The following is a 13497-nucleotide window of genomic DNA, read 5'->3' on the forward strand; positions in this document are numbered from 1 at the left end:
GTGATGAACCCTCTGGATTACTTGAACTGTTTTAGGAAACGAAGATCGTTCTCGAAGAACGAACGTAGATCGTTTACGCCGTAACGCAGCATGGTTAGACGCTCAACGCCCATGCCGAATGCGAAACCAGAGTATTTTTCAGGATCGATGCCTACGCTACGTAGTACGTTCGGGTGAACCATACCGCAACCTAGAACTTCTAGCCATTTACCGTTTTTGCCTTTCACGTCAACTTCAGCTGAAGGTTCTGTGAATGGGAAGTAAGATGGACGGAAACGCACTTCTACTTCTTCTTCGAAGAAGTTACATAGGAAGTCATGCAGCGTGCCTTTCAGCTGTGCAAAGTTCACGTTCTCATCAACCAACATACCTTCCACTTGGTGGAACATTGGCGTGTGAGTTTGGTCGTAATCGTTACGGTATACACGGCCCGGAGCGATGAAACGGAATGGTGGTTTGCCACTTTCCATGGTACGAATCTGTACACCAGATGTATGAGTACGAAGCATCAAATCTGGGTTAAAGAAGAAGGTATCATGATCAGTACGTGCCGGGTGATCGGCTGCAATGTTCAGTGCATCGAAGTTGTGGAAAGCATCTTCGATCTCAGGACCAGACTCAGTGGTAAAACCAAGTTCGCCGAAGAATTGCTCGATACGCTCAACAGTACGAGTTACTGGGTGTAGACCACCGTTCTCGATACGACGACCTGGTAGGGTTACGTCAATCGTTTCTTCAGCCAATTTCGCTTCAAGCTCTGCACGCTGTAGAGCGTCTTTGCGAGCTGAAATTGCTTGTTGAACTACGCCTTTCGCTTTATTGATCTCTTGACCAGCTTCACGGCGTTCTTCTGGTGGCAGTTTACCTAGGCTTTGAAGTTGAGTAGTTAGCTCACCTTTTTTACCTAGATACTGAACACGCACTTCATCAAGTGCGACTAGCGACTGCGCAGCTTCAATAGCGGCACTCGCATTAGCAATGATCTCTTCTAGATGTTGCATCGTTTCCTCATCTACCTATGTCTTTGTCCGAGTCTTGCTTCGAAACAATACACATAAGTGGTAGTGTCCATAAGCGTCCCGACAGGGATCTTGGGTCTTTAAATAGCCCCACATAGTAATCAATGCGGCGCCTAAAGCCAAATTGAAATACGGGGAAACGACCTTATCGCTGAAAAAAACATCGATAACGCACAATGAAATATTGATTTTTGCTTCGTTGAGTCCCAGATTGGTACCAAAGCATACATTTTACAATAAACTCGATTTCTCCAAGTCAGCATTTTCGACCTACGCAGCCAACATTTATACATGGCTAAGTAAGCTAAATATGTTTGTGCTTAGTTTAGAGTTTGTCATTCAAGCCAACACCTTATATCTAAGTCGTTTCACCTTTGGGAATGCAAGCTCTTGGATATATAGGTCACTAAGTATAATTTTTTCTGGGTATATATGGAGCCCTCTATGAATATTGAAATCTTACCGATCAGCGCTCAATTTGACGCTCAGATCTGCACTATCATTAAAACGGTAGGTGCTGAGTATGGAGCAGTTGGTGAGGGTTTTGGCCCCTCGGATGCAGAAGTATTGGCAATGAGTCAACACTACACAAAAGAGCAATGTAGCCTCTACTTAGTCGCATTCATCGATGGGGAAATTGTTGGGGGATGTGGTGTCGCGCCTTTTAATGGTTCACAACAAGTATGTGAGTTAAAGAAACTCTTTTTGCTTCCTAAAAGCCGTGGAAAAGGCATCGGAAAAACCTTAAGTACACAATGCCTAACGTTTGCGCAGCAGCAAGGCTTCCAGCAGTGCTACTTAGATACGCTCAATACTATGCAGTCAGCGATTTCACTCTATCAGAAACTAGGATTTGAACACCTTAGTGCCCCACTCGCCGGAACCGAACACAACGGGTGTGACGTATGGATGTTGATGTCGTTAAATGACATCTGATATAGCCCATCGTTTTGTTATAGAGTGATTCTGAACGTCGAGAAGTGATGCATGATAACCTAACTCCATTTGATGCAAAAATAAGCACATAGAGGTAGCTAGGTATACTGCATCCTGCCTCGAAATAAGGAATTATCATGAGAAAATTATGGATATTCTGTCTCATCGTCTGTAGTAATCAAAGCTTTGCGACGCCAACTTCCGCTACAAAATGGCATGCAGAAGAAGTGATTAGTGGTCTTGGCGTTCCTTGGGGCATGGCACCAATAGATCAGCATCAAGTTCTCATAACTGAGCGAAATGGACGCGTTGGGATCCTCAACCACTCAACTCAAAAGTATCAGCCTATCTTCCACTTTCCTAATGTGGTTACCAATGGTCAAGGTGGATTGCTCGATGTTGCTCCCTCGCCATTTGACGACAAAGCATTCTATTTCACCTACAGCAAGGAAGTTGAGGCCGGAATCGAAACCGCATTAGCAAAAGCCTATCTCGTCGAAAATCACATTGTTGGCTTAACCGAACTTTTTGTCTCATCTTCAGGCTCAACGACAAATCGACATTTTGGTAGTCGAATCGCCTTTGATCAATACTATTTGTACCTATCGATTGGTGACCGAGGGGAAAGAGAGAACGGGCAGAACTTGACTACTCACGCTGGCAGCATCATTAGGTTAAATCCCGATGGGACACCCCCTAAAGACAATCCGTTTGCCGAACAAAATGATGCACAAAATGCCATATGGAGTTACGGACACCGCAATCCACAAGGCATTATTTTCTTGCGAGATCGCAACGAACTATGGTCTGTCGAACACGGCCCTAGAGGCGGTGATGAGGTGAATTTAATCGTAAAAGGGGCAAACTATGGCTGGCCAATCACTTCACATGGCAAAGAATATTGGAATCCATTGCCGGTCGGCCAAGCACAAGAGATGAAAGGTATTGAATCACCAAAAAAAGTCTATATCCCATCAATCGCACCGAGTAGCATGATTTACTACCAAGGTGAGCAATACCCTAATTTAAAAAATAAATTGCTCCTAGGGGCACTAAAACTCACTCACATCAACATCCTAACGCTAGACGCTCACGGTAATATCATTGAAGAACAACGAATTTTATCGGATCTAAAAGAGCGTATTCGAGCGCTCACCGTGACTCCTGATGGTCACATCCTCTTTAGCTCCGACAGCGGTAAAGTCTACCGCCTTAGCACATTGCACGAATAAATACGATTGCACTAAGCAAAGCGTGAATAAACTAGCTGCTCGCTAATAAGAGCGCTACGTTAGCTAAACCCGTCTCTGAATGAGCCTAGAGCATAATCAAGCTAAGTGTTGAATCCAAATTATAGGCATAAAAAAAGCCAGTCATTAGACTGGCTTTTCTATTTGGAGCGACACATCGGGTTCGAACCGATGACCTCAACCTTGGCAAGGTTGCGCTCTACCAACTGAGCTAGTGTCGCATAAAGCTTACGCTTTTAAATTAATGGTGCCCCGGGCCGGACTTGAACCGGCACAACGCGAACGTCGAGGGATTTTAAATCCCTTGTGTCTACCAATTCCACCACCAGGGCACACAAATCTCTTTGTGATGCCTTTACTGAAAAGTAAAACACCATTATAGATACCGCTTTCGCCATATCGTTGTATTTGGAGCGACACATCGGGTTCGAACCGATGACCTCAACCTTGGCAAGGTTGCGCTCTACCAACTGAGCTAGTGTCGCATATTTTCTAGAAGCTTTTAAAAACTTAAAGAAATATGGAGGCGCCTCCCGGAGTCGAACCGAGGTCCACGGATTTGCAATCCGCTGCATAGCCACTCTGCCAAGGCGCCATATTCATTCCCTACTTAGCTAAACAATCATGCGCTAGCCTTGGGTACGGGATGCATTTTACGGATCCACTGCGATGAGTCAATACTATTTTTCGAATTTCGAATCGTTTGGCCAATTAACGTTCAATAATCAGCAAATACAACATTTAAGTAACCGATTTTCACTTAAAATCAAGCAACTAGTTTGTATTTACATAACACTATGTACACGCCTACCCCACCCAACTATCAAGTAATTTATCAACTCCATTCTAGCGCAGCCAAATATAGAATAGCGATCGGCTAGTATCTTACTTCATTCGATAAAAAGCAGCGGGGGTAATTTACACTATGTTATTGCTGCATCTAAATACCAATACAAAAAATCCCTCTAATGTAGAGGGATTTCGAAATTGGTTAATGATGTTCTTCGTTAAGGAGATCATCTTTTGCAGCCAGCAGATATTGAGCCATAGACCAATACGTCAGTACTGTCGCGACATACAAGGCAATATAACCTACCCATATCATCCAGTCGTCGTAGCGCCATATCAATACCCACAAAGCAAACATCTGACTCACAGTCTTCACTTTACCAACCCATGAAACCGCAACACTAGCGCGTTTACCAATTTCAGCCATCCATTCACGCAATGCAGAAATAATGATTTCACGAGCAATCATCGTCACCGCAGGAATTGTCACCCAGATACTGTGATAATGCTCAGTAATCAAAATCAACGCTGTTGCGACAAGCACTTTATCAGCTACAGGGTCAATAAAAGCACCAAATCGAGAGGTTTGGCCTAATTTCCGTGCGAGCATGCCATCCAACCAATCGGTGAAGCCAGCAACCCAGAAAACCATCGCAGCGGCAAAAGGAGCCCAACTGTACGGCAAGTAGAAAATAACGACAAATACTGGAATTAGGAAAAGTCGCAACAAAGATAGAATGTTGGGGATATTTAAACGCATATATTTTGCTCTTATCGTTTGCGTAAGGCGCTGTTTAGGGTCCAGAAACAGGCTCATATGGTGCGGGATTTTTGTTATTGTTTCAATGCTTGATAAATGATTTCTGCCAAAGAATGGCTAATGCCTGGTACTTTGGTGATTTCTTCGACACTCGCACGCTTCAATTCTTGTAATCCGCCCATATATTTTAATAAAGCTTGGCGTCGTTTTGGTCCGACACCCTCAATACCTTCTAACACACTGGTACGACGCGTTTTTCCACGCTTCGCCCTATGCCCAGCGATTGCATGATTGTGGCTCTCATCACGAATATGCTGCATAAGATGAAGAGCAGGAGCATCACTTGGCAAGTGAAATTCATCTCCATCCGTTGTAATCAATGTTTCCAAACCTGGTTTGCGAGTTACCCCTTTGGCGATACCAATCAGTCGCGGCCGCTTTGGCCAATCTTGCCAACAGGTTTCGATAATCTCATGAGCTCGATTTAACTGCCCCTTACCACCATCGATAAAAACGATGTCTGGTATTTTTTCTACATCAATCTGTTTCGAATAACGGCGTTCAAGTGCCTGCCCCATCGCGGCATAGTCATCACCACCGGTAATACCAGTAATGTTATAACGACGATACTCTTGCTTAACTGGGCCCTCTTGATTAAAGACAACACACGACGCAATAGTACTTTCTCCCATGGTATGAGAGATATCAAAGCACTCCATTCGATTAATCGTTTCCATGCCGAGTACCTCTCTCAACGCTTTGAAGCGCTGTGAAATCGTCATTTTGTGATTAATTTTGGTGGTAATCGCCGTTCGTGCATTCGTATTCGCCAATTTTAAGTAGCGACCCCGTGTGCCTGTTGGACTGCTATGAAAATGTATTTTCCGTCCTGAAATTTGAGAAATGGCATGCACAAGCGATTCGCTCTCCTCCACCAACCCCGAATTAAGAATAATCCGTGTTGGGATAGTACGAGCTTCATTGTGGCTCAAATAATATTGGCTTAAAAAGCTGTAAAATACTTCCTGCTCGGTGGTTTGAGATGGAATTTTAGGAAAGTGGCTACGACTACCAAGTACTTTACCTTGTCTAATCATTAAGATGTGAATACAAGCAATACCATTTTCCTGAGCAAAACCCAGCACATCCATATCATCCATGCTGTCATCAGAAACAAACTGCTGCTCTTGCACTCGGCGAATAGCTTGAATTTGATCACGGCATTTAGCCGCTTCTTCAAATTTTAGCTCTCGACTAAACTGCTCCATCTTTGCCACGAGAGTAGAAAGAACTTGATTGTCTTTTCCTTGCAAGAAAAGACGCACATAGTTCACTAACTCTTGATACTCTTCGTCAGAAATTATGCTGCTTACACAAGGTGCGGCACAGCGGCCAATCTGATACATCAAACAAGGGCGGGTTCGATTGCTGTAAACCGAATCTTCACACTGTCGCATCGGAAATAGCTTTTGAAGCAAATGCAGAGTTTCTCTCACCGCTCCCGAATCGGGATAAGGCCCAAAGTACTCACCTTTGCGCTTTTTAGCACCACGGTGCATAGAGAGACGCGGATGATGATGACCGCTGATAAAAATGTATGGGTAAGATTTATCATCTCGGAGCAGCACATTATATTTCGGCAAATATTGCTTAATATAATTGTGCTCAAGGATAAGGGCTTCAGTTTCGGTGTGGGTAACCGTTATATCGATTTTGGTGATATTGCTGACTAACGCGCGTGTTTTTTCACCGTCAACTTTCTTACGAAAGTAACTAGAGAGGCGTTTTTTAAGATCTTTGGCTTTGCCGACATAAATAACAACAGCCTCGGTGTTATACATTCTGTACACACCGGGCTGATTTGTTACAGTCTTAAGAAAGGAGACCGAATCAAAAGCAGAGGTCACTATAAAGTCTCAGTGTCCAACATTCCGTGGCGAATAGCTAAATGTGTCAGTTCCACATCACCGCTAATCCCCAACTTACTGAATAGTCGATAGCGGTAACTGTTTACCGTTTTCGGGCTTAAGCTCAGCTGTTCAGAAATATCCGTTACTTTCTGACCTTTGGTGATCATCATCATTATCTGCAATTCACGTTCAGATAACTCAGCAAAAGGATTTTCCGAAGCCGGAGAAAATTGACTGAGTGCGATCTGCTGCGCGATTTCAGGAGAGATATAGCGTTGACCACTATTCACAATCCGAATGGCATTGACCATTTCATCAGGGCCTGCACCTTTGGTTAAATAACCAGCGGCTCCAGCCTGCATCACTTTAGTTGGAAACGGATTTTCCGTATGAACAGTTAAAACGATAATTTTCACATCCGGATTAAATCTCAGGATTTTCTTGGTCGTTTCAAGACCTCCAATTCCTGGCATATTCATATCCATCAAAATGACATCGGCATGATTATTCCGACACCACTTCACTGCGTCTTCACCGCTTTCAGCTTCCCCTGCTACGTTCATCCCACGGACGTCTTCAATAATACGTCGTATCCCTGTGCGAACCAGCTCGTGATCATCTACAAGGAAAACACTTATCAAGCTTGTATCTCCACACTATTACATTGGCTCTGCACCCACTTAACTGTGGATAGCAATATGGATGCTTAGTTTAACCCAATTAAGAAAATTTAATTACACTGAATATGTGCCCAAACGCAAACTTTCGCAAGCTCTTATTTAAAATCCAATTTTTTTAGCCTTTCAATCAATAAGTTGAATCAACGACGATACAAAATGCAAACAAAAGGCTCTATCTGTTAATAATTTCATTGTAACGATTGAAAATGTAACACTTTTCAACTATCTATATGAGGTGCGGTTCCTATGTACTGCATGCAAAGCCTATTTGAACCAATAGGTAACAATAATGATTAAGGATATTTTATGAAAAAGCTTCTTGCAGTGGCAGCCCTTGCTACAACTCTTCCACTATCTAACTTAGCAATGGCAGATGCTGATATCGGTTGTGGTCTAGGTACAATGATTTTTGATGGTAAGTCAGGCAAAGTATTCAAAGTACTAGGTGCAACGACTAACGGTACTTTTGGTAACCAAACTTTTGGTATCACTTTTGGTACACTAGGTTGTGACGGTTCAGGTACCATCACTTCTTCTCAAAAACTTGCTTTGTTCATTGATGGCAACATGGATAACCTTGCTCGCGATATCGCGAAAGGTGAAGGTGAAACACTAGCAACTCTATCTGAAGTTTGGGGCATTCAAGAATCAGATAAAGCAGCATTCAACACGCTAGCACAAGATAACTTCGCAGAAGTTTTCAAATCAGAAAACGTAACATCTGAAGAAGTATTTGCGAATCTAAACAACCTAGTTGCAGAAGACACTGCACTAACAGGCTACGCTATCTAACGCTTCGCTGAATATGTTTCATTAAGTGCCCTTTTATTGGGCACTTTTTTCATGTTCAATCCTCTATAAACTTGAGATGTTCTCTGCGGTACTCATGACGTTGATAAAATTTCCCTCGGCACTCTTCGCAAGTTGCGGACTATTTCTAGCTAACGCAGTATGGGCTGAGCCCAATTTCGATCGAGAATTGCTAGCCAAAGATGCCTACTGGCTTAAGTTAGGCCACTATTTACCGACACTATCTCAAGGATACAAAAGTACAGTAGACAGCGATAAATTCTTCTTTGCCGACCAAGGCAAGACTTCTCCACAAGCTGAACTAGATGCAACAATCGCAGCTCTCTATAACCAAGATGAATCGGTAGCTCTAATTTCTCGTTGTCAGTACCCTGCTCGCTATACTTGGCTAGAGCAGCAACTAGGCAATGAAGCGGTTCTCGATTGCGATGAGCTCAATACATGGCGCGAGGTGTTAAATCCAAGAGGCATGACTCTAGTTTTTCCTACCGCCTACATGAACAACCCATCCTCAATGTTTGGTCATACACTGCTAAGAATCGATGCAAAAGATCAAACTCGACACAAAGAATTGGTCGCCTTTGCCATTAACTTTGCAGCCGAGCCTGAAACTCAAGATAACGCTGCTCTATACGCACTAAAAGGACTCGCTGGTAGTTACCCAGGCCGATTCACTGTTATGCCTTATTACCGAAAAGTAAGGGAGTATAATGACATCGAGTCACGGGATATCTGGGAATACCAACTCAAATTTAACGAAGCAGAAGTTAACCGCGTACTGCTTCACTTATGGGAAATGCAGCGCGCTGAATTTGATTACTACTTTCTTGATGAGAACTGCTCATACCAACTTCTTGCGTTACTCGAACTCGCACGTGAAGATTTGCAATTAGTTAAGCACTTCCCTTTACATGCCATTCCCTCTGATACGGTCGAAGTGTTAAATCAAAATGAATTACTCGAAAAACCAAACTACCGCGAATCATTTGGTACTCGATTGATGCACCAAGCGAACGAAATCGATCCGGCTCTTTTCGATGCCGCGAAAGCTGCAAAAAATGGCGATTTCCCATCAAGTAACGATTACGATCCTCAACAACGAGCCGCGATTCTTGAATTTGCCTACGAATGGCTCAATTTTGAACTGTATGACCAAGGCTTAGAACGAGATAAAACTGCAAAACTGTTAACTCAACTACTTCATCAACGCAGTCAAATAAAATCAGCATCGCCGTTTAGTCCGGTCACTATGCCCGATATTTCCCCTGAAAAAGGCCATGCCTCTGCACGCTTCGGCTTGGGTTACCAGTACAGTGAAAACCAAGGCCGTGAAAACCTTAGCAGCGATAACCATAGCAATCGAGTAACACTAGACTGGCGAGTCGCCTACCATGACTTACTCGATTCACAGCAAGGTTACATTCCTGGAGCACAGATCAGCTTCCTCGATACCCAATTAAGCGTTGATCAAAACAGTAATGTTCGTCTAGAAAGGTTCTATCTGATTGACGCGATGGCCCTCGCGCCAAGCAATACCCTATTTGACAACACAGCTTGGAATATACGCACTGGCTTTGATAGAAAACCATTAAGGCATAAAACCGCAGGGCGTTGGTTTGGGCAAGGGGGATATGGTAAAGCATGGGGGGATGCCGATGATCTCCACCTATATACTCTACTCTCTGCTGAAATTAGCGGTGGTGAGTTAACTCACTATGACGCTGTTATAGGGAGTGGTGTTGAGGCGGGTTTAATGTACCAAGCCTCCTCAAACCATCGCTTAGGCCTCCAAGGACAGTACTTAGCTCTGTTTAGTGGCCCTGCTGAGCAAAACTCGCAGATGACGGCCAGTTGGCACTGGGGAATTAGCCGCAACGTGGCATTACGCAGCCAAGTTCGTTATCAAAAATGGCAAGCTGAGGACATCAGCGCTAACTTAACCGCGTTTATTTACTATTAGCCTACGCGTGTTACACTCAAGAAGCGGCAGTTACGCCGCTTTTTTTCGCATTTAGCTACGATTTATGACTATTCAGCAAGGCTTTGTCCTCACCCGCCAAGCACGTGATGTTTCTGGCCACACTCAAATTGAACTTTGGTTATCAACCCCTGATGGGCCAACACAGCTTATTATTGATGGTGAGCGCCCAGTGTTCTTTATTGATCAAGCATCCATCTCATCGGCTTCAACGGTCGCGGAGCAACTCAACATTAAAGTCGACATCAAGCCTTTATCGCTGTGCAATTTTGAACATCAGCCGATGGCAGCTTGCTATTGCGACAACACAAAAGATTCTCTACGTTGGAGTGATTTACTCACACAAAATAATGTCGTGACACATGAAAGCGATATTAGACTCGCCGATCGCTACCTTATGGAGCGTTTCATTAAAGGCGGTATCGAATATTCCGGGCGTCCCACACAGAACAATGGTGCTGCGTACAAGAAGTTTACCCATGTTAAATGTCGGCAAGGCGATTACACACCAAAACTCAGTGTCGTATCCCTTGATATTGAATGCTCTGAAAAAGGGCTGCTTTATTCAATTGGTCTCGATAGCCCATCTGATAGTCGAGTGATCATGGTGGGTGATCCCGAACCAAGTGATACTCCTATCCAGTGGGTCGAGAATGAACGAGCGTTGTTGCTCGCCATGGTTGATTGGTTCCAAGCTTTTGATCCCGATGTCATCATAGGTTGGAGTGTTATTGATTTTGATTTTCGCTTACTACATAAGCGTGCAGAATTTCACAAAATAAAGCTCATGATAGGTCGAGGTCATCAAGCCAGTTTCTTTCGAACCTCTAATACCAGTCAGCAATCTTTCATCACCATACCTGGTCGAGTCGTGCTCGATGGTATCGATACACTAAAAACCGCTACTTATCACTTTCGTAGTTGGTCATTAGAGTCCGTATCTCAACAGTTACTTGGTGAGGGGAAACAAATTCACAACGTCCATGATCGTATGGATGAAATTAACACTATGTTTCGTCAAGATAAAACGGCACTTGCCCGTTATAACTTACAAGATTGCGTGTTAGTAAATAAAATATTTAACCTCACGCATTTACTCGATTTCGCCATTGAACGCACCAAATTAACTGGTGTCGAGCTCGATAGAATTGGAGGCTCGGTCGCTGCCTTTACCAATCTGTACCTACCACAAATCCATCGTGCAGGATACGTCGCACCAAACTTAGAACCAGAAAACTGGATAGCGAGCCCCGGTGGCTACGTCATGGATTCAATTCCCAACTTATATGATTCTGTTTTGGTTCTCGATTTTAAAAGTCTGTATCCAGCAATTATCCGTTCATTTCTTATTGATCCTATGGGGCTAATAGAGGGATTAAAGCTACCAATTGGTACAGAAGAGAATCAAGCCGTTCCCGGATTCCGTGGTGGTCAATTTCATCGAACACGTCACTTTCTTCCCAACATGATCGAACAATTGTGGGCTGCTCGTGATGTGGCTAAACGTAACAACGAAAAAGCATTTTCTCAAGCGATTAAAATCATCATGAACTCTTTCTATGGCGTTCTTGGTTCATCTGGTTGCCGTTTTTTTGATACGCGATTAGCATCAAGCATCACAATGCGTGGTCACGAAATAATGAAGCAAACCAAAATACTCATTGAAGCAAAAGGTTATCAAGTGATTTATGGTGATACCGACTCCACGTTTGTCTCTCTAAACGGCCAATATAGCCAACAACAAGCGGATGAGATCGGGAATCAACTTGTTGAATACGTCAATCAATGGTGGAGCCAACATTTACGCGACGAGTTTAATTTGACCTCTATACTCGAGCTTGAGTATGAAACTCACTATCGCCGATTTTTAATGCCAACGATTCGTGGGCAAGAAACCGGATCAAAAAAACGTTACGCTGGCCTTATTGGTGAGGGAGATGCAGAGCGAATTATCTTTAAAGGTTTAGAAAGCGCTCGTACGGACTGGACGCCACTGGCTCAAGATTTTCAGCAAACGCTATACAATATGGTTTTTCATGGAGAAAACCCAAGCGATTATATTCGCCATTTTGTTGAACAAACGCTAAATGGTGAGTTTGATGACTCGCTCATTTACCAAAAACGTTTACGTCGCCGTCTACATGAATATCAGAAAAATATCCCACCTCAGGTTCGAGCCGCTCGAATGGCAGACGAGATAAATGCACAGTTAGGCCGACCTTTACAGTATCAAAATAAAGGACGTATTGAATATATCATTACGCTAAATGGACCAGAGCCTCGTGAGTATCAAAAGAGCGCCATCGACTATCAACATTATATCGATAAGCAATTGCGCCCTGTTGCCGAAGCAATACTGCCATTTATTGGGCTCGATTTTAGTACGTTAAGTGAACCGCAATTGGGATTATTTTAACCACTTAACAACGGTCACCAAAAACGCTCGTTATCAAAAACAGAGTTTGCGATAGTACTAACCAATTCGAAACTCTGTCTTTTGGTATTGCGCCACTAGCCAATCACCAAAACCGTCTAAAATTCCCACCACAGAACGTTTAGCGATGACTCGATCTCGCAATAAGATACCTAAACGTTCAATATCAAGCTGTTTCTCTGGGTGATACTTCAAAAATACGTCGCCACATTCGACGGGATCATCAAACCAATTTTTGTCCCTATACATCACCAAAGAATAACTGGCTCGCAGTAGCTTTTTCGCAATGATCTTCTGCGCTTTAATTTGTTCTTCCGGCGTTGAAGCTCGCGCAATACGATTGCGATAAACGGCGATCCAGTTCTCTACGTCCATATTCCAATGTTTCGCAATTTCCCAGCTTGGTTCGTAATCACCAAAACACTCAGACAAATCTGAGCCATAAACACACACTGCACAATGACGCAACTGAAAACCATAGGAAAACAAGCTGTCTAAACTTACCACGTCACTCACTAATGCGGGTTTAAATGCAACTTCACTAATAAAAGGAAATTGTTTTTGAAAGCGCCAACGAATTGAGTTGAACAAAGCAGTTCGTGTATTCGAGAAGCCCTCGTTAGTCACGACAATGACGTCCAAATTCGAGCGATTTGGTATCGCTGTTTTGCGAGCAACGCTCCCGTGAAGGTAAATACTATGCAAGTTATTGCCCAAGCCGCTACGCAGCATGGTGACCAGATCTTGGACAGGTTGACGATATTCTGATTGAAATGGCTGTGATGGATCGATGACAGTCAGCATGAAAATAGATAAAACTCGCTAAAATGGTTCTTTTTTTATGTTCGCTCAGACCAACACATCAATCAAGATATTCCTTATCCGCTATCTATTGCTATAATACCCCCAGTTAATCGACACTAATAAAGGA

At 43.4% G+C, this 13497-nt stretch carries 10 protein-coding genes and 4 tRNA genes; 5 read left to right on the forward strand and 9 right to left on the reverse strand.

The window, feature by feature from the left end:
• Positions 1 to 17 precede the first annotated feature (17 nt).
• On the reverse strand, positions 18 to 1001 hold the full coding sequence (pheS, locus tag DZ860_RS13400; protein WP_005594293.1) for a phenylalanine--tRNA ligase subunit alpha: 984 nt from the start codon (positions 999 to 1001) through the stop codon (positions 18 to 20).
• Positions 1002 to 1463: 462 nt separating this feature from the next.
• Between pheS and DZ860_RS13405 the strand changes: the two genes are divergently transcribed.
• A complete protein-coding gene (locus DZ860_RS13405; protein WP_120032093.1) occupies positions 1464 to 1955 on the forward strand; it encodes a GNAT family N-acetyltransferase in 492 nt (163 codons plus the stop codon).
• A gap of 137 nt (positions 1956 to 2092) precedes the next feature.
• Positions 2093 to 3187, forward strand: coding sequence for a PQQ-dependent sugar dehydrogenase (locus DZ860_RS13410; RefSeq protein WP_120032094.1), 1095 nt, complete (start codon positions 2093 to 2095; stop codon positions 3185 to 3187).
• 163 nt (positions 3188 to 3350) lie between these two features.
• On the opposite strand, the gene DZ860_RS13415 is transcribed toward DZ860_RS13410, so the two are convergent.
• The 7 genes from DZ860_RS13415 to uvrY form a co-directional block, all read right to left on the reverse strand.
• Positions 3351 to 3426: transfer RNA gene (locus DZ860_RS13415), tRNA-Gly, on the reverse strand.
• Positions 3427 to 3450: 24 nt separating this feature from the next.
• Positions 3451 to 3537: transfer RNA gene (locus DZ860_RS13420), tRNA-Leu, on the reverse strand.
• Between the two features lie 77 nt (positions 3538 to 3614).
• Positions 3615 to 3690 (reverse strand) — tRNA-Gly (locus DZ860_RS13425).
• A 36-nt stretch (positions 3691 to 3726) separates the two neighbouring features.
• Positions 3727 to 3800 (reverse strand) — tRNA-Cys (locus tag DZ860_RS13430).
• A gap of 396 nt (positions 3801 to 4196) precedes the next feature.
• Complete coding sequence (pgsA, locus tag DZ860_RS13435; RefSeq protein WP_120032096.1) at positions 4197 to 4754, reverse strand: CDP-diacylglycerol--glycerol-3-phosphate 3-phosphatidyltransferase; 558 nt, start codon at positions 4752 to 4754, stop codon at positions 4197 to 4199.
• A gap of 74 nt (positions 4755 to 4828) precedes the next feature.
• Entirely contained in the window at positions 4829 to 6661 is a 1833-nt protein-coding gene (gene uvrC, locus DZ860_RS13440; protein WP_120032098.1) for an excinuclease ABC subunit UvrC, read from the reverse strand.
• Positions 6661 to 7305: a UvrY/SirA/GacA family response regulator transcription factor gene (uvrY, locus tag DZ860_RS13445; RefSeq protein WP_120032100.1), complete on the reverse strand. Its 645-nt coding sequence runs from the start codon at positions 7303 to 7305 to the stop codon at positions 6661 to 6663. The genes uvrC and uvrY overlap by 1 nt, the downstream gene beginning before the upstream one ends.
• A 345-nt stretch (positions 7306 to 7650) precedes the next feature.
• Here uvrY and DZ860_RS13450 point away from each other — a divergent pair, with 345 nt between their 5' ends.
• The 3 genes from DZ860_RS13450 to DZ860_RS13460 all read left to right on the forward strand — a co-directional run bounded on the left by DZ860_RS13450 (position 7651) and on the right by DZ860_RS13460 (position 12548).
• Positions 7651 to 8136: a DUF3015 domain-containing protein gene (locus DZ860_RS13450; protein ID WP_120032102.1), complete on the forward strand. Its 486-nt coding sequence runs from the start codon at positions 7651 to 7653 to the stop codon at positions 8134 to 8136.
• A 94-nt stretch (positions 8137 to 8230) separates the two neighbouring features.
• Positions 8231 to 10114: an Lnb N-terminal periplasmic domain-containing protein gene (locus DZ860_RS13455; protein WP_120032240.1), complete on the forward strand. Its 1884-nt coding sequence runs from the start codon at positions 8231 to 8233 to the stop codon at positions 10112 to 10114.
• A gap of 64 nt (positions 10115 to 10178) precedes the next feature.
• Positions 10179 to 12548 (forward strand): DNA polymerase II, encoded by a 2370-nt coding sequence (locus DZ860_RS13460; protein WP_120032104.1) that lies wholly within the window; start codon positions 10179 to 10181, stop codon positions 12546 to 12548.
• A gap of 57 nt (positions 12549 to 12605) precedes the next feature.
• Here the strand turns inward: DZ860_RS13460 and DZ860_RS13465 are convergent, their stop codons facing one another.
• A complete protein-coding gene (locus tag DZ860_RS13465; RefSeq protein ID WP_120032106.1) occupies positions 12606 to 13370 on the reverse strand; it encodes a nucleotidyltransferase domain-containing protein in 765 nt (254 codons plus the stop codon).
• Between the last annotated feature and the right edge of the window lie 127 nt (positions 13371 to 13497).

Source organism: Vibrio sinensis, from assembly GCF_003605645.1.
GTDB lineage: Bacteria > Pseudomonadota > Gammaproteobacteria > Enterobacterales > Vibrionaceae > Vibrio > Vibrio sinensis.